The 18,432-nt window shown below is 40.2% G+C and carries 14 protein-coding genes; 11 read left to right on the forward strand and 3 right to left on the reverse strand.

The features are described 5' to 3' along the window. The 4 genes from CYK16_RS08760 to CYK16_RS08775 all read left to right on the forward strand — a co-directional run bounded on the left by CYK16_RS08760 (position 1) and on the right by CYK16_RS08775 (position 5,193). Positions 1–2,433: an ATP-dependent Clp protease ATP-binding subunit gene (locus CYK16_RS08760; protein ID WP_060805994.1), complete on the forward strand. Its 2,433-nt coding sequence runs from the start codon at positions 1–3 to the stop codon at positions 2,431–2,433. A 137-nt stretch (positions 2,434–2,570) separates the two neighbouring features. Then, the gene (locus CYK16_RS08765) at positions 2,571–3,629 is read left to right on the forward strand and encodes an AAA family ATPase (protein WP_060805993.1); all 1,059 of its coding nucleotides are present in this window, start codon (positions 2,571–2,573) and stop codon (positions 3,627–3,629) included. 9 nt (positions 3,630–3,638) lie between these two features. Beyond that, entirely contained in the window at positions 3,639–4,418 is a 780-nt protein-coding gene (pnuC, locus tag CYK16_RS08770) for a nicotinamide riboside transporter PnuC (protein WP_060805992.1), read from the forward strand. Position 4,419: 1 nt separating this feature from the next. Then, positions 4,420–5,193, forward strand: a complete 774-nt coding sequence (locus CYK16_RS08775; RefSeq protein WP_060805991.1) for an NUDIX domain-containing protein — start codon at positions 4,420–4,422, stop codon at positions 5,191–5,193. 171 nt (positions 5,194–5,364) lie between these two features. On the opposite strand, the gene CYK16_RS08780 is transcribed toward CYK16_RS08775, so the two are convergent. Genes CYK16_RS08780 through hslO form a run of 3 tightly spaced genes read right to left on the reverse strand, consistent with a single transcriptional unit; the run spans position 5,365 to position 7,751 of the window. Next, a complete protein-coding gene (locus CYK16_RS08780; protein ID WP_101776899.1) occupies positions 5,365–5,910 on the reverse strand; it encodes a cysteine hydrolase family protein in 546 nt (181 codons plus the stop codon). Position 5,911: 1 nt separating this feature from the next. Next, the gene (gene dusB, locus CYK16_RS08785; RefSeq protein ID WP_180948761.1) at positions 5,912–6,892 is read right to left on the reverse strand and encodes a tRNA dihydrouridine synthase DusB; all 981 of its coding nucleotides are present in this window, start codon (positions 6,890–6,892) and stop codon (positions 5,912–5,914) included. Next, positions 6,879–7,751: an Hsp33 family molecular chaperone HslO gene (hslO, locus tag CYK16_RS08790; protein ID WP_000357854.1), complete on the reverse strand. Its 873-nt coding sequence runs from the start codon at positions 7,749–7,751 to the stop codon at positions 6,879–6,881. Before hslO ends, dusB begins: the two co-directional genes overlap by 14 nt. A gap of 164 nt (positions 7,752–7,915) precedes the next feature. On the opposite strand from hslO, the gene CYK16_RS08795 reads away from it, so the two are divergent. From CYK16_RS08795 to CYK16_RS08830, 7 genes are all read left to right on the forward strand, one after another. Then, positions 7,916–9,343, forward strand: a complete 1,428-nt coding sequence (locus CYK16_RS08795) for a helix-turn-helix domain-containing protein (RefSeq protein ID WP_101776901.1) — start codon at positions 7,916–7,918, stop codon at positions 9,341–9,343. Positions 9,344–9,502: 159 nt separating this feature from the next. Further along, on the forward strand, positions 9,503–11,011 hold the full coding sequence (gene glpK / locus CYK16_RS08800; RefSeq protein WP_000076788.1) for a glycerol kinase GlpK: 1,509 nt from the start codon (positions 9,503–9,505) through the stop codon (positions 11,009–11,011). 41 nt (positions 11,012–11,052) lie between these two features. Then, a complete protein-coding gene (glpO, locus tag CYK16_RS08805; RefSeq protein WP_101776902.1) occupies positions 11,053–12,879 on the forward strand; it encodes a type 1 glycerol-3-phosphate oxidase in 1,827 nt (608 codons plus the stop codon). A 69-nt stretch (positions 12,880–12,948) separates the two neighbouring features. Continuing rightward, positions 12,949–13,653 carry an MIP/aquaporin family protein gene (locus tag CYK16_RS08810; protein WP_000980822.1) on the forward strand — a complete coding sequence of 235 codons (705 nt, stop codon included), beginning with the start codon at positions 12,949–12,951 and terminating at the stop codon, positions 13,651–13,653. Between the two features lie 510 nt (positions 13,654–14,163). After that, on the forward strand, positions 14,164–15,027 hold the full coding sequence (locus CYK16_RS08820; RefSeq protein ID WP_101776903.1) for a helix-turn-helix domain-containing protein: 864 nt from the start codon (positions 14,164–14,166) through the stop codon (positions 15,025–15,027). 153 nt (positions 15,028–15,180) lie between these two features. Next, positions 15,181–16,485, forward strand: coding sequence for a radical SAM protein (locus CYK16_RS08825; RefSeq protein ID WP_001197959.1), 1,305 nt, complete (start codon positions 15,181–15,183; stop codon positions 16,483–16,485). Positions 16,486–16,753: 268 nt separating this feature from the next. After that, the gene (locus tag CYK16_RS08830; RefSeq protein ID WP_000670463.1) at positions 16,754–18,331 is read left to right on the forward strand and encodes an ATP-binding cassette domain-containing protein; all 1,578 of its coding nucleotides are present in this window, start codon (positions 16,754–16,756) and stop codon (positions 18,329–18,331) included. Positions 18,332–18,432: the final 101 nt, after the last annotated feature.

Below are 18,432 nucleotides of genomic sequence, written 5' to 3' on the forward strand. Positions count from 1 at the left end.
ATGAACTATTCAAAAGCATTGAATGAATGTATCGAAAGTGCCTACATGGTGGCTGGCCATTTTGGAGCTCGTTACCTAGAGTCTTGGCACTTGTTGATTGCCATGTCCAATCACAGTTATAGTGTGGCAGGGGCAACTTTAAATGATTATCCATATGAGATGGACCGTTTAGAAGAAGTAGCTTTGGAACTGACTGAAACGGACTATAGCCAGGATGAAACCTTTACGGAATTGCCGTTCTCCCATCGTTTGCAGGTTCTTTTTGACGAAGCAGAGTATGTAGCGTCAGTGGTCCATGCTAAGGTGCTAGGGACGGAGCACGTCCTCTATGCGATCTTGCATGATGGCAATGCCTTGGCTACTCGTATCTTGGAGAGAGCTGGTTTTTCTTATGAAGATAAGAAAGATCAGGTCAAGATTGCTGCCCTACGTCGAAATCTAGAAGAACGTGCAGGCTGGACTCGTGAAGACCTCAAGGCTCTACGCCAACGCCATCGTACAGTGGCTGACAAGCAAAATTCTATGGCTAATATGATGGGGATGCCCCAGACTCCGAGTGGTGGTCTCGAGGACTATACGCATGATTTGACAGAGCAAGCGCGTTCTGGCAAGTTAGAACCAGTCATCGGTCGGGATAAGGAAATCTCGCGTATGATTCAAATTTTGAGCCGTAAAACCAAGAATAATCCTGTTTTGGTTGGGGATGCTGGTGTCGGGAAAACAGCCTTGGCGCTTGGGCTCGCTCAGCGTATTGCTAGTGGAGATGTACCTGCGGAAATGGCTAAGATGCGCGTGTTAGAGCTTGATTTGATGAATGTCGTTGCAGGTACACGTTTCCGTGGTGACTTTGAAGAACGCATGAACAATATCATCAAGGATATTGAAGAAGATGGCCAAGTCATCCTCTTTATCGATGAACTTCATACCATCATGGGTTCTGGTAGTGGGATTGACTCAACTCTAGATGCGGCCAATATCTTGAAGCCAGCCTTGGCGCGTGGAACCTTGAGAACAGTTGGTGCGACCACTCAGGAAGAATATCAAAAACACATCGAAAAAGATGCGGCCCTTTCTCGTCGTTTCGCCAAAGTGACGATTGAAGAGCCAAGTGTTACAGACAGCATGACCATTTTACAAGGCTTGAAGGCGACTTATGAGAAACATCACCGTGTGCAAATCACAGATGAAGCGGTCGAAACAGCCGTTAAGATGGCCCATCGTTACTTGACTAGCCGTCACTTGCCAGACTCTGCTATCGACCTCTTAGATGAAGCAGCAGCAACAGTGCAAAATAAGGCTAAGCATGTAAAAGCAGACGATTCAGGTTTGAGTCCAGCTGACAAGGCCTTGATGGATGGTAAGTGGAAACAGGCAGCTCAGCTAATCGCAAAAGAAGACGAAGTGCCTGTCTATAAAGACTTGGTGACAGAGTCTGATATTTTGACCACCTTGAGTCGCTTGTCAGGTATCCCAGTCCAAAAATTGACCCAAACGGATGCCAAGAAATACCTGAATCTGGAAGCTGAACTGCACAAACGTGTCATCGGTCAAGATCAAGCAGTTTCAAGCATTAGTCGTGCGATTCGCCGCAATCAGTCAGTGATTCGCAGTCACAAGCGTCCGATTGGCTCCTTTATGTTCCTAGGGCCTACGGGTGTCGGAAAAACTGAATTAGCCAAGGCTCTGGCAGAAGTTCTTTTTGACGACGAATCAGCTCTTATCCGCTTTGATATGAGTGAGTATATGGAGAAATTCGCAGCCAGCCGTCTCAATGGAGCTCCTCCGGGCTATGTGGGCTACGAAGAAGGTGGGGAGTTGACCGAGAAGGTTCGCAACAAACCCTATTCCGTTCTCCTATTTGACGAGGTAGAGAAGGCCCATCCAGACATCTTTAATGTTCTTTTGCAGGTCTTGGATGACGGTGTCTTGACCGATAGCAAGGGCCGCAAGGTTGACTTTTCAAATACCATTATCATCATGACGTCAAATCTTGGTGCGACAGCCCTTCGTGATGACAAGACTGTCGGATTTGGGGCAAAGGACATTCGTTTTGACCAGGAAAATATGGAAAAACGCATGTTTGAAGAGCTGAAAAAAGCTTATAGACCTGAGTTTATCAACCGTATTGATGAAAAGGTGGTCTTCCATAGCCTTTCTAGCGACCATATGCAGGAAGTAGTGAAAATTATGGTCAAACCTTTAGTGGCAAGTTTGGCTGAAAAAGGTATTGACTTGAAATTACAAACTTCCGCACTGAAATTGTTGGCAAATCAAGGATATGACCCAGAGATGGGAGCTCGTCCACTTCGCAGAACCCTGCAAACAGAAGTGGAAGACAAGTTGGCAGAACTTCTTCTCAAGGGAGAATTAGTGGCAGGCAGCACACTTAAGATTGGTGTTAAAGCAGGACAGTTAAAATTTGATATTGCATAAAAATGGAGAATCAGGAGAAATCTTGATTCTCTTTTTTACTAGTTTTTTATAAAAAACTATTGATAAAACAAAAATATAGTTTATAATAAAAACATAGATAACAAAAATATTAAAAATTATAAAAAGGTAATGCGTTTATGAAAAAGAAAACAGCAGTGGTATTTGGAACCTTTGCCCCTCTTCATCAAGGGCATATCGATCTGATTCAGCGAGCGAAGCGTCAATGTGATCAGGTATGGGTAGTTGTTTCAGGCTATGAAGGAGACCGAGGGGAGCAGGTAGGTTTAAGTCTTCAAAAACGATTTCGCTATATTCGTGAAGCATTTCGAGATGATGAGTTGACCTCTGTTTGCAAGTTAGATGAAACCAATCTTCCCCGTTACCCTATGGGCTGGCAGGAGTGGTTGGACCAGATGTTAGCGGAGATTTCCTATGATGAAACTCAGCAAGAACTAATCTTCTTTGTGGGAGAACGTGACTACCAGCAAGAATTATCTAATCGCGGTTTTGAGACTGTTTTACAAGAAAGAAAGTTTGGTATCTCAGCGACTATGATTCGAGAAAATCCAAGCAAATATTGGAAATATATCGCTCAACCCTTCCGTCGTCAGTTTACAAAGAAAGTGTTGATTATGGGAAGTGCCAGCAATGGAAAGACCACTCTGGCCAAGGATTTGGCAAGGTATTACGATGCACCCGTCAGTTTGGAATACGCACGTGAGTACCAGATCAAAAACAATGTCCGCGACGATGAATTGACTCCAAAAGATTACTATTATCTCCTGTTGGGGCAGTATGACCAGACCTCTAAGTTAATTGACAGTAATGCCAATAGGGGACTGGTGATAGCAGACACCAACTCTTTAGTAACCAAGGGATACTATGATTATTACATGGAGACTGAGGACCAAGGGGATTTATCAGGAGAGACTTTTGATAATCTCTTTGCCTCGATCTTGGCTAAGGAAAAATGGGACTTGATTCTCTTTGTGAAGCCTGTCGGCTCCTATGTCAATGACGGATTTAGAGATATGACTATGGCAGAAGACCATATTCGTCATAGTTTTTCCCAGCATTTGGACCAGATGAGAGAGCGTTATTTAACCACCATTCCACTAGTTTATCTAGCTGAGGATTACCTAGGCAATTATGAAGCAGCCAAAGTGGCTATTGATGCCATTTACCAAGCAGATTAGGAGAAAATTATGAAAAAACTAACTGAAAAAATCACACAATTTATCGAAAACTTTAAAAATGTTCATGCGGAAGCCCGCAAGATCGGTTTTGCAGGAATCATGCACCTGCTCTGGAAAGATCTCTTTGTTGGTCGTAGTCTTTTCCAGTGGTTGTATCTCATCGCCTTGTCAAGTGTTCCCTTGATCTTGGAATTCACGCAAAATACAGAAAGTCATGACTGGCTGAGCTTGTTTGCCTCTTGGACTGGTATTGTCTGTGTTATCTTGGTAGCAGAAGGGCGTGCAAGCAATTATCTCTTTGGGGCCATTAACTCTGCTATCTATCTGATTTTGGCCATGAATGCAACTTTTTATGGCGAAGTTTTGACGACCGTTTACTTCTTTGTCATGCAGCCGATTGGCCTCTATGCTTGGCTGTCCAATCGTATCAATGACCAAGGAAAAGTAGAAGAATCTCACTTTGAAGCTAAGAAATTATCTGTGCTTGACTGGCTCAAGTACTTAGCCTTGACTGCTATCATTTGGATTGGTATGGGCTTGGCTTACCAAAGTATCCATAGTGCTCGCCCTTTCCGTGATAGTGTTACCGATGCGACTAATGGTGTAGGTCAGCTCTTGATGACACGTCTCTACCGTGAGCAATGGATTTTCTGGATTGCAACCAATCTTTTTAGTATCTACCTCTGGTGGGGTGAAAATATCCATATCCAAGGGATGTACTGGGTTTACACACTCAATAGTCTAGTAGGTTGGTACCAATGGACCAAGGCAGTTCGTAAGGAGGCATAAAATGGCGGACACGATGATTCCAGCAGGGATGACGGAAAAAGAATTTTTTGAAGTTCATGCAAGTCAGGAAGAGTTTTTAGACTGGTACTACAAGCAGGAACTCCCTCAATACGAAAAACCAAGTGTGACGGTGGATATGGTAGCCTACTGCTTTGTCGAAGGAAAGATCAAGCTCTTATTAATTCGTCGCAAGGCTCACCCTTATCAAAATTGTTTGGCTCTGGTTGGAGGATTTATGGACAAGGGCGAAGATGCTGCACATGCTTGTCAGCGCGAGGTGAAAGAAGAGGTCAACCTCGAACTCCCTTTAGAAAAAATCGAGCAATTGATGACCGTATCGACCCCCGGCCGTGACCCACGGGGCTGGACAGTGACCATTGCCCACTTGGTTTATCTGCCTAGTTGTGCATTAGAACTTGTTCAAGCAGGAGACGATGCCAAGGATGTGGTTTTTGTAGATGTCGATTTTCAGACAGGCAAGTGCTTCTCAAAGGGAGTAGAGTTGGAGGAGCAAGTCTTCGCTTTTGACCATTATGCTATTATCCAAGAATCCATCAAACGAATCCAAGGCCGCCTCGACTGGAATCCGACCTTCCTCTATCTGCTGGAGGAGGAGTTCACTGTCTATGAAGGGACTGAACTGGTCAATCTTATCAACCCCGGTCGTCCAATCGTCAGCAATAACTTTCTCGTAAAATACGGAGAATATGTAGAAGAATTTGGACTCAAACGAGTGCCTAAAAAGAAACCAAGAAAAACCTATCGATTGAAATAAAAGAGTCTGGGACAAAAAGATTTTGATTTTAGGAATTCTTTATTATAAGTTTTTAAAATCGATAGATTAGACAAAAAAGCGAACAAGACAGAATTCTGAGTGTCAGATAACTCGTTTTGTTCGCTTTTTATATTCAAGGCTAGACTTTTGTCCCAGACTCTTATTTTATACTTATACTTGGGTTAAAAATTCTTCTGTAGTAAGAATTTGAGCAAACTCATCTTGTAGAGAAAGGAGATTAATCTCATGGATAGTCTCAGGAGAGATGGCCTGACCGTTTTTGTTAGATAGGGTAAAACTGGCAGTAGCATCTGCTAGTAAAGTGACTTCAAAACCAAGATTTGCTGCCATTCGTGTCGTAGTAGACATACAATGAGGCAACGTCAAACCAACAACGACTAAATGACAAATCTGATTTTTTCGTAAATATGTTTCAAGATTTGTTCCAATAAAGGCGCTATTAACCGTTTTTTGAAAGACAGGTTCTGAAGCAACTGGTTCAAATCCACTTTTAAACTCCTGATTTTGTTTATTATGAAATTGCGACTGGGGATTGTCAGATATGTGTTGAACATGTAAGACTGGAAGAGCGTGCTTACGAAAGTATGCCAGTACCCTCAGTGCTTGATGTTCAGCTTGAGGGTTGTTCCGTTCTCCCCAGATAGGGTTATCAAATGCTTTTTGCATATCGATAATCAGTAGAGCAGTATGAACCATTTTAAGACTTATCCAACTGCAAGAGAGCCTCAATCTCTGCCAGAGTGCTAGCTTGTGAAATAGCTCCGCGGAGTTTGGCTGCGCCAGATGTTCCACGGAGGTAGTGAGGAGCGAGACCACGGAATTCACGAACTGCTACGTTTTCTCCTTTGAGGTTAATCAAGCGTTTCAAATGTTCGTAGGCGATTTTCATCTTGTCCTCAAAGGTCAAATCAGGTAGGATTTCTCCTGTTTCAAAGTAATGGTTGATTTGGTTGAAGAGGTAAGGATTGCCCATGGTTGCACGACCAATCATGACTGCGTCAGCACCGACTTCTTCGATGCGTTGCTTGGCTTCTTGAACTGTACGGATGTCACCGTTGGCGATAAATGGAATCTTGGTCAAAGCTTGAGCGACCTTGTGAAGGGTCTCAAGGTCTGCATGACCTGTATACATTTGTTCGCGGGTACGGCCATGCATAGCAAGAGCAGAAACACCTGCAGCTTCAGCAGCGAGGGCATTTTCTACTGCAAGAGACGGATCGGCCCAGCCGGTACGCATTTTGACAGTAAGTGGGATATCAAGGACAGACTGGACCTTGTTGATGATAGAGTAAATCTTGTCTGGATCCTTGAGCCACATAGCGCCAGCTTCGTTCTTCACGATTTTATTAACTGGGCAGCCCATGTTGATATCCACGATATCGGTTTTGGTGTTTTCTTGGATGAATTCTGCTGCGCGTGCTAGGCTGTCTTCATCGCTACCAAAAAGTTGGATAGAAACAGGGTTTTCTCCTTCATCGATATGAAGCATGTGCAGGGTTTTTTCGTTGTTGTATTGGATTCCCTTGTCGGAGACCATTTCCATGACAACGAGTCCAGCTCCGAGCTCTTTTGCGATAGTACGAAAGGCTGAGTTGGTCACGCCAGCCATGGGTGCTAAAACGGTACGATTGGGAATCTCAACATTGCCAATCATAAAAGGTGTATTAAGATTTGTCACGAATGAGTTCCTCCAGGTCGTTTTCATCAAAGTTATAGGTAGTTTGGCAGAATTGACAAGTGATTTCTGCTCCGTGGTCTTCCTCTTTCATTTCCTGTAAGTCTGAGCTTGGAAGGCTAGCAAGAGCGTTCATAAAGCGTTCATGGCTACAGTCACATTGGAAACGGATTTCTTCTTCAGAAAGACGCTTGTAGGCCTCGTCACCGTAGATTGCCTTGAGGAGGGCTTCGATATGGTCTTCGCTTTCGAGAAGGGTTGAGATAGCTGGCATTTCTTGGATGCGTTTTTCAAAGCGAGCAATCTCTTCTTCCTTGGCTCCTGGCAAGACTTGGACTAGGAAACCACCTGCAACCTTGACCTTGTCTTCCTCGTCCAAAAGGACATTGAGGCCGACTGCTGAAGGCGTTTGTTGGCTTTCAGTCAGGTAAAAGGCAAGGTCTTCACCAATTTCTCCAGAGATGAGAGGAGTCATGGAGTTGTAAGGATTTCCAGTACCGTAGTCTGTGATAACGAGAAATTGACCATTTCCAACAAAAGGTCCGACTAGAACTTCACCAGTTGCAGTCTTTTTGATGTCAACACCAGGATTTTGAACATAGCCTTTGACGTTCCCCTTGGTATCAGCGACCGTGATAATGGCACCTAGAGAGCTAGAGCCCAGCACCTTAACTGTTAGTTTAGTATTTCCTTTTTCATTGGCTGCGAGAATCTGGCTAGCGATAAGAGTTCGACCAAGCGCTACAGTTGAGCTAGCTTGGGTTTGGTGTTTTTCTTGAGCAGTGCGGACGGTTTCTGTGCTATCAAGGACAAAAGCACGAAAGGCTCCGCTTTCTGATATTGTTTTAATAATTTTATCCATAGCTACTATTTTAGCATAAAAATGCCCAAAGGGGGAGCCGTGTGTTTGCTGATTTTTAGGATAATGGACCAGGAAATCAGCATGAAAATAAAAAGAGAAACAGATTATTTCAGCATTTGTAAGATTTATGCTATGCTTAAGGTAGAAAATGAAAGGGGTAACAAATGTATTTAGGAGACTTGATGGAAAAGGCTGAATCTGGCCAATTTTCAATCCTTTCCTTTCTATTACAAGAGTCTCAGACGACTGTCAAGGCTGTAATGGAGGAAACAGGATTTTCAAAAGCAACCCTAACCAAATATGTCACCCTTCTCAATGACAAGGCTTTGGATAGTGGCTTAGAGCTGAATATTCACTTAGAAGATGAAAATCTGCGTCTATCGATCGGTGCAGCGACCAAGGGGAGAGATATTCGGAGCTTGTTTTTGGAGAATGCTGTTAAATACCAGATTTTGATCTATCTTCTCTACCACCAACAGTTTCTAGCCCATCAACTGGCTCAAGAATTGATGATTAGCGAGGCCACGCTTGGTCGCCATTTGTCTAGCTTAAATCAGATTTTGTCAGAGTTTGACTTATCCATCCAAAATGGACGTTGGCGAGGTCCAGAGCATCAGATTCGCTATTTCTATTTCTGTCTTTTCCGCAAGGTCTGGTCTAGTCAGGAGTGGGAAGGTCACATGCAGAAACCAGAGAGAAAACAGGAGATTGCCAGTTTAGAAGAAATCTGTGGTGCAAGCTTGTCTTCGGGGCAGAAGTTAGACTTGGTTCTCTGGTCCCACATCAGTCAACAGCGTCTTCGGGTCAATGCCTGTCAGTTCCAAGTGATAGAAGAGAAAATGCGAGGCTATTTTGACAATATTTTCTACCTTCGTTTGCTGAGAAAGGCTCCGTCCTTTTTTGCGGGGCAACACCTTCCTCTAGGAACTGAGGATGGGGAGATGATGATTTTCTTCTCTTTCCTCCTATCTCATCGCATTCTTCCTCTTCATACTATGGAGTATATCCTTGGTTTTGGAGGGCAGTTGGCAGATTTACTGACACAATTGATTCAAGAAATGAAGAAGGAGGAGTTGCTGGGTGATTATACAGAGGATCACGTTACCTATGAACTCAGTCAGCTTTGTGCTCAAGTCTATCTATATAAGGGTTATATCTTACAGGACCGCTATAAGTACCAGTTAGAGAATCGTCATCCTTATTTGTTGATGGAACATGATTTTAGGGGAACGGCAGAGGAGATTTTTCATGCTCTACCTGCCTTTCAGCAGGAGACGGATTTGGATAAGAAAATTCTCTGGGAATGGCTCCAGTTAATCGAATATATGGCTGAAAATGGTGGTCAGCATATGCGGATTGGTTTGGATTTGACATCTGGTTTTCTTGTCTTTTCAAGGATGGCAGCCATTTTGAAACGGTATTTGGAATACAATCGTTTTATTACCATTGAAGCCTATGATTGTACTCGGCATTATGATTTGCTGGTTACCAATAACCCGATTCATAAGAAGGAACAGACCCCAGTTTATTATTTAAAAAATGACTTGGATATGGAAGATTTGGCGGCTATTCGTCAGTTATTATTCACTTAAAAGGCTTGGTGGTTCCAGGTCTTTTTTGTGAAATTCACACAATCTCCTCACGTTTTTTTAAAAATTCAAAAAAGTTGATGAACAAGAAAGCGCTTTATTTTGTATACTAGTTAGTGTAAAGAGGAAACATCCTCAAGATCTTTATCAGGAGGACAGCATATGTCACAAGAAAAATACATTATGGCCATTGACCAGGGAACTACAAGTTCTCGTGCCATTATTTTCAACAAAAAAGGGGAAAAGGTTAGCTCGAGTCAAAAAGAGTTTACCCAGATTTTCCCTCAGGCAGGTTGGGTAGAGCACAATGCCAATGAAATTTGGAACTCCGTCCAGTCAGTTATTGCGGGTGCTTTCATCGAAAGTGGTGTCAAGCCAAATCAAATCGAAGCAATCGGAATTACCAACCAACGTGAAACAACTGTCGTCTGGGATAAGAAAACAGGACTTCCTATCTACAACGCTATTGTTTGGCAATCACGTCAGACAGCTCCTTTGGCTGAGCAACTAAAAAGTCAAGGTTATGTGGAAAAATTCCATGAAAAGACTGGTTTGATCATCGATGCTTACTTCTCTGCTACCAAGGTTCGTTGGATTTTGGACCATGTAGAAGGCGCTCAAGAACGAGCTGAAAAAGGAGAATTGCTCTTTGGTACTATCGATACTTGGCTGGTTTGGAAATTGACTGACGGTGCGGCTCACGTGACCGACTACTCAAACGCAGCTCGTACCATGCTTTATAACATTAAAGAACTCAAATGGGATGATGAGATTTTAGAAATCCTCAACATTCCTAAGGCTATGCTTCCAGAAGTTCGTTCTAACTCTGAAATTTACGGTAAGACAGCGCCATTCCATTTCTATGGTGGACAAGTGCCAATCTCAGGTATGGCTGGTGACCAACAGGCAGCCCTCTTTGGACAGTTAGCCTTTGAACCTGGTATGGTTAAAAATACTTACGGAACAGGTTCTTTCATCATCATGAATACTGGTGAAGAGATGCAGTTGTCTGAAAATAACCTCTTGACAACGATTGGTTACGGAATCAATGGCAAGGTTTACTATGCCTTGGAAGGTTCAATCTTCATCGCAGGAAGTGCCATTCAGTGGCTTCGTGACGGTCTTCGCATGGTAGAAAATTCACCAGAATCTGAAAAATACGCTCGTGATTCTCATAATAATGATGAAGTTTATGTCGTTCCAGCCTTTACAGGTCTAGGTGCTCCATACTGGAACCAAAACGCTCGTGGTTCTGTCTTTGGTTTGACTCGTGGAACAAGTAAAGAAGACTTTATTAAGGCAACTCTTCAATCTATTGCTTATCAAGTACGTGACATCATCGACACCATGCAAGTGGATGCTCAGACAGCTATCCAAGTCTTGAAAGTAGACGGTGGTGCAGCTATGAACAACTTCCTCATGCAGTTCCAAGCTGATATTTTGGGAATCGACATCGCACGCGCCAAAAACTTGGAAACAACAGCTCTAGGGGCAGCCTTCCTAGCAGGTTTGTCAGTGGGCTATTGGAAAGACTTGGATGAGTTGAAACTCTTGAACGAGACAGGAGAACTCTTTGAACCATCTATGAATGAATCTCGTAAGGAACAACTCTATAAGGGCTGGAAGAAAGCTGTAAAAGCAACTCAAGTCTTTGCGGAAGTAGACGACTAATACTGGAAGAATAAAGCGACTCAGTTAGAAAGTGTGTAAATATGGAATTTTCAAAGAAAACACGTGAATTATCAATTCAAAAAATGCAGGAACGTACCTTGGACCTCTTGATTATCGGTGGAGGAATCACTGGTGCTGGTGTAGCCTTGCAGGCGGCAGCTAGTGGTCTAGATACTGGTTTGATTGAAATGCAGGACTTCGCAGAAGGAACATCCAGCCGTTCAACAAAATTGGTTCACGGCGGTCTTCGTTACCTCAAACAATTCGACGTAGAAGTGGTCTCAGATACAGTTTCAGAACGTGCTGTAGTTCAACAAATCGCTCCACACATTCCAAAACCAGATCCAATGCTCTTGCCAGTTTATGAAGAAGATGGAGCAACCTTTAGCCTCTTCCGTCTTAAAGTAGCTATGGATCTTTACGACCTTTTGGCAGGAGTTAACAACACACCAGCTGCTAACAAGGTCTTGAGCAAGGAAGAAGTCTTGGAACGCCAGCCAAACTTGAAGAAAGAAGGCTTGGTAGGAGGTGGGGTTTACCTTGACTTCCGTAACAACGATGCACGTCTCGTGATTGAAAACATCAAACGTGCCAACCAAGACGGTGCCCTCATTGCCAACCACGTTAAAGCAGAAGGTTTCCTATTTGACGAAAGTGGCAAGATTACAGGTGTTGTAGCTCGTGATCTCTTGACAGACCACGTCTTTGAAATCAAGGCCCGTCTGGTTATTAACACAACAGGTCCTTGGAGCGACAAAGTACGCAATTTGTCTAATAAGGGAACCCAATTCTCACAAATGCGTCCAACTAAGGGAGTTCACTTGGTAGTGGATTCAAGCAAGATCAAGGTTTCACAGCCAGTTTACTTTGACACAGGTTTGGGTGATGGCCGTATGGTCTTTGTTCTCCCACGTGAAAATAAGACTTACTTCGGTACAACTGATACAGACTACACAGGTGATTTGGAACATCCAAAAGTGACGCAGGAAGATGTAGATTACCTACTTGGCATTGTCAACAACCGCTTCCCAGAAGCCAACATCACCATTGATGATATCGAAAGCAGCTGGGCAGGTCTTCGGCCATTGATCGCAGGCAATAGCGCTTCTGACTACAATGGAGGAAATAACGGAACCATCAGTGATGAAAGCTTTAACAACTTGATTGCGACCGTTGAATCTTATCTCTCTAAAGAAAAAACTCGTGAAGATGTAGAGGCTGCTGTTAGCAAGCTTGAAAGCAGTACCTCTGAGAAACATTTGGATCCATCTGCAGTTTCACGTGGTTCGAGCTTGGACCGAGATGACAATGGCCTCTTGACCCTTGCTGGTGGTAAAATCACAGACTACCGTAAGATGGCTGAAGGAGCTATGGAGCGCGTGGTTGACATTCTCAAAGCAGAATTTGACCGCAGCTTTAAACTCATCAACTCTAAGACTTACCCTGTTTCAGGTGGGGAATTGAACCCAGCAAATGTGGATTCAGAAATCGAAGCCTTTGCGCAACTTGGAGTGTCACGTGGTTTGGATAGCAAGGAAGCTCATTACCTAGCAAATCTTTACGGTTCAAATGCACCGAAAGTCTTTGCCCTTGCTCACAGCTTGGAACAAGCGCCAGGACTCAGCTTGGCAGATACCTTGTCCCTTCACTATGCAATGCGCAATGAGTTGGCTCTGAGCCCAGTTGACTTCCTCCTTCGTCGTACCAACCACATGCTCTTTATGCGTGATAGTTTGGATAGCATCGTTGAGCCAGTTTTGAATGAAATGGGACGATTCTATGATTGGTCAGAAGAAGAAAAAGCAGCTTACCGTGCTGACGTTGAAGCAGCTCTCGCTAACAACGATTTAGCAGAATTAAAAAATTAAGAAAAAATAAAAGAGGTGGAGGGCAGGACTCCTTGTCGCCCGCCCCTTCTTTTTAATGGAGACAGAAAGATGATGAATGAATTATTTGGAGAATTTTTGGGGACTTTAATCCTGATTCTTCTAGGAAATGGTGTTGTTGCAGGTGTGGTTCTTCCTAAAACCAAGAGCAACAGCTCAGGTTGGATTGTGATTACTATGGGGTGGGGGATTGCAGTTGCGGTTGCAGTATTTGTATCTGGCAAGCTCAGTCCAGCTCATTTAAACCCAGCTGTGACCATTGGTGTGGCCTTGAAAGGTGGTTTGCCTTGGGCATCAGTATTCCCTTATATCCTAGCTCAGTTCGCAGGGGCTATGCTCGGTCAGATTTTGGTTTGGTTGCAATTCAAACCTCACTATGAGGCAGAAGAAAATGCAGGTAATATCCTGGCAACTTTCAGTACCGGGCCAGCCATCAAGGATACAGTTTCTAACTTGATCAGTGAAATCCTTGGAACCTTTGTTTTGGTGTTGACAATCTTTGCTTTGGGACTTTACGATTTTCAGGCAGGTATCGGAACCTTTGCGGTGGGGACTTTGATTGTCGGTATCGGTCTATCACTAGGTGGGACAACAGGTTATGCCTTGAACCCTGCACGTGACCTTGGACCTCGTATCATGCACAGTATCCTTCCAATTCCAAACAAGGGAGACGGAGACTGGTCTTACGCTTGGATTCCTGTTGTGGGACCTGTTATCGGTGCAGCCTTGGCCGTTCTTGTATTCTCACTTTTCTAGTTTATACTCAATGAAAATCAAAGAGCAAACTAGGAAATTAGCCGCAGGTTGCTCAAAACAATGTTTTGAGGTTGCAGATAAGACTGACGAAGTCAGTCACATATATACGGCAAGGCGACGTTGACGCGGTTTGAATTTGATTTTCGAAGAGTATTAGAAAACAATTATTTTGATAGAGCTTAGGCAAGAGCTCAATTTCAGCAAAAAATACAGTAAATCTTCTCACAATAAAACACATAGTATCAAGTTTTTCAACACCTGATACTATGCGTTTTTTGATTTTAAGACTTTTTTCCAGTCTCTTTTTCGATTGAAGATGTAAGTATTCTAATAACTAACTTCTTAGTACTAGCCAACAACGATAATCATAATTCCTCCTAAAATTAGGAATAATAAAGGCAATAGTTTTTGTTTTTTCATGTGAAATACCTCACTTTTATTTTCTTCTATTTTATGCTAAAATATTAAAAATTAAAAACTATTCCCATATATGCTTATTGGAGAGATGCTATGAAAAAATTTGGAGAAATTTTTAAAAAGTTTCGAGAATCGAGAGGGTTTCGCTTAAAAGATGTCGAAAAAGCTGGTATATCAACATCACAGCTCTCACGTTTTGAAAAGGGAGAGACTGATTTAACCATTTCAAAATTTATGGCTATTTTGGATGAAATTAACATGCCTATTGATGAATTTATGTATGCTGTTCATGATTTTCATCGTGATGAACTGAACGAACTCTTATCAAAGGTTAGGCATTTTGTATCAAATCATGATGTTGATGGGTTGAAAAAACTACTTTATTCTCAGATGGAGTCAGATTCTAAACAAGAGAAATTTCATAAGCTTAACATTATTTTATTAAAAATTTGTTTACAAGATTTATCTGGAGAAGCTTATTATTCTGGTGATGATTTATCTTATTTAACTGACTATCTCTTTAGTGTTGAATATTGGGGATACTATGAATTATTGATTTTTTCAAATACTTTAGATGTCCTAAAACACGATGTCTTCATGCTTTTGGCTAGAGAGATGTCTAGACGTTCTGATTTTTATAAAGAAATTCCTAATAATAGACGACTGATTTCATCTATGCTATTGAACGGGTATATCACATGTATTGAAAGAGGAAAATTTCTTGATGCTTTGTATTTTGAAAAACGACTAAACCAATGCTTTTTCACTGAAACTGAAATTTATGAGCGATTGGTATTTCAGTATGCCCAATATCTATATCGCTATAAAAAAGAGATGGATTGTAAAGCAATTATTGAAATGAGGAAGTGTATTGGAGCAATGAAATTAGCGGGAAGTAACCATTTGGCAAAGAATTATGAAAGGCACTTAGAAAAAATTTTAGCAAGTAAAAAGTAATACGCAGATATGGGAAAGGAAGTATCTCGAAATAATATTTTGGTAGAATTGTCTTTAGAAATTTCAATTACGGTTGTTTTATCAGTTCATTGTATTTGAGCGATAGGATTTTTCGAAGTTGTCACCATAATTATGAATTTTGAGGTATTTAATATGCAAGTTCTATCTCCATATATTTTAAGAAAGAAAAGTGAAACAGGAGAATTATTTTTCAATAGTAAAAATAATCATTCTTTTTTCATTACAAATGATTTACAAGATGTTATGGAAAATGATTTAGAGATTAAGGAACAATATGAAAATTATTTGAATAAGTATAATTATTTTCAAGAAGAAAATGAATTCGAGAATACAATAGATTATGTTAGAAATAGTGAAACGGAGACGTTAGAATTTACAATTTTAACACATGGAGACTGTAATTTTAGATGTAAATATTGTTATGAAAAATTTGAAAATATAAAAATGAGTAGAGAAACAGAGATTGCGATAGTTGAATTTACAGAAAAACTATTATCTGAATCTATGTTTAAATCTTTACATGTATCATGGTTTGGAGGAGAGCCTTTATTGGGACTAAAAACGATAAAGAATCTTTCAGAAAAGTTTATTAGTATTTGCTCTCAAAATGGACTTGATTATTCTGCTAGTATAACAACTAATGGATATTTACTTAATGAACGAATGATTCATCAGTTGATTTTAGACTATAGAGTTAGTAATTTTCAGATAACAATTGACGGAGATGAGGAAAGTCATAATTTTCAAAGAGTGTTGCGTAATGGAAAGGGATCATATATCAAGATACTCGAGAATATCAAAGGTTTACAAAATTCAAATTTGAATTTTTATTGTAATTTAAGATTTAATATATCGAAAGAAAATTTTAATAATGTTAAGATTTTTTTAGATTCAGATGGGAAATATTTTAAGCATGATAAACGATTTAGATTTTATTTTTATAATGTAGGTAGTTGGGGTTGTGGGGAGCGTGCCCAAAATTATAAAGTGACATTACCTAATTCAGATGCTAGTTTTGAATTATCAAAGTTTGCCATAAAAAAAGGTTATAATGTTCCTGCTGCTAGAAGTATAATAACAAATTTGTTCAACTGTTATGCAAATAGAAAAAATCACTATACAATTAATGTAAAGGGTGTGATTCAAACTTGTACGGTCGCCTTGTATTCTAAATCTAATATATTTGGAAGTGTACATAGTAAGTTTAATCAAGAAAAGTTTGATAAATGGCACTTAAACATGGATTCAGATTGTAAGCAGTGTCCTATTGCTTTAATTTGTAAATCAGGATTTTGTCCGCCAAAACATAGAAGTAATAAGCAAAGAACATTATGCAATCAAATAAAAAAGAAAATTGATAAAAATCTAGAATTATTTATGTTAAATAAGGAATATTGTGATTATCTTGATGCAATAAGAGAGGGGGTGAAAAGATGATTGTAATTGAAAATAAGAGTACTACTCAACTTGATACACTTGTATTCCGTGATCATTATTGCGATGAAGATGGAAATGAGTTTTAGATTGATTTTTAAAATATAAATCGAAATTTAGTTAGTCTAGTTCAGGAGGTAGTCACTCTTAATAAACAGCATCATATATAGGTTAATTAAATTATTGTATAGTCTCAGTTGGAGTTAATTTATTTATAACTTTTAGACTGAGGCTTTTATATCTATTCGCTTTCTTTTAGATAGGCTTATTTATGAAATTTCTAAAATACATTAAAACTAATATTTTTATCTATTTTTTAATAGGAGTGCTTTTGAATAGCGGAATGGCTCTAATAAAGCCATTGTTATTGGATAAGCTATTGAATATTCGTGAAGAGCAACTTACAATTGGTACAATTTCATACTTTGTTTTATATGGCCTGTGTTTACACCTGTTTTTTTATAGCACGATGTTGCTAGCAAATTTTGTCAGTAATAATCTGCAGCGTCATCTGCAAATTCGGTTAAAAGATCAGCTTATTAAGAAACTATTTTTGAAAGAAAACGTTGTATATGATGAAAAAGTTTCAATTGTTACACAAGATATGGAACTGCTCTATAATCGCTTCTTTTTACCCCTGGATATGATAGTTGGAAGAGTTTTTATACTTTGTACAACGATTGTTTTTATTTTGGTGCAAAATTTTTGGCTTGGTCTTGTTTTTATCGTGTTTTCTTTTCTTCGACCATTACCTCAATGGGTAATGAATAATCGTTTAATGAAAAGTGGTGCAAATTTTTCGGAAATGCAAAAAGCTTTTCATCTATCTGTAGGAGATTTTTTTAAGGGAGCAGATACGATATATTTTTATGGTGCTAGTAAAGAAAACTTTGCTAAGATGAGAAAAAACAACGAGTGTTACGAGAATGCTCGTTGGAAAAATGAATGGACTAGTAATGTCGTTTATTTTTTCAATGGTCCTTTAGAATTCCTTAGTCAGGTACTACCTCTTGCACTTGGTCTTTTATTACAAAAGAGTGGTATAGAGTTAACAACAGCTAGTTTGGTCTCTATGTATATAGCTACAATGAATCTTAGCGGACCTATTCAAAGAATTATGTATAGCATATCTGATATACAGCGATCGCAAACAGTGAAAGAAAAAATATTTTCATTATTGGAAGAATCTTGTTTAGAAACATCATATCCGACAGTCGAATCTTTAGCTGAGCTAGTTTTGGAGGGCGTTTCAAAACAGGTTGGAGAGCAAGTGCTCTTTTATGATTTGTCACTTAGACTAACTAAGCCAAGTAAAGTTTTAATAAAGGGAGCTAGTGGTACCGGAAAGTCAACTCTCCTACAATTGGTAGCAGGAAAGATAAGTCCGAATAGTGGTAGAATTATCGTACGTGATAAATCAGGTCGAGAATTTACTCATTATCAAGGGAATATCGCTTATATCTCTCAGAATCCATTTTTCAGACATGGGACAATCCGAGAAAATTTAACATTAGGACAGGAGATTTCAGATAAAGAATTACTCTGTTGCCTAGAACAAGTTGGTTTAACGAATGAAATCACCAATATCTTGGATTATCAACTGGTAAATAATGGAGAAAACATTTCAGGTGGACAACGTTTACGACTTGAATTAGTTCGCTGTCTGCTTCGACAAAAAGACATTGTGTTGGCGGATGAGGTCACATCATCCTTAGACAAGGACAATGCATATCAAGTGCGCCAGTTACTTTTGCAGTTGCCTATCATTTTGATTGAAGTTGCTCATCATATTGATTCAGAAACGGTTTATAATCAAGTAATTGATTTGGGAAAATATAGAATAAAATAAATAGACTTGTTCGGCATCTTGCTAGATATAATATATATGTATATTATGTATTGTTTTAGCTGATTTAAAGATGTGAAAACTAAAAACTATGGCTAAGTTGG

Source organism: Streptococcus oralis subsp. dentisani (genome assembly GCF_002860905.1).
Lineage (GTDB): Bacteria > Bacillota > Bacilli > Lactobacillales > Streptococcaceae > Streptococcus > Streptococcus oralis_BA.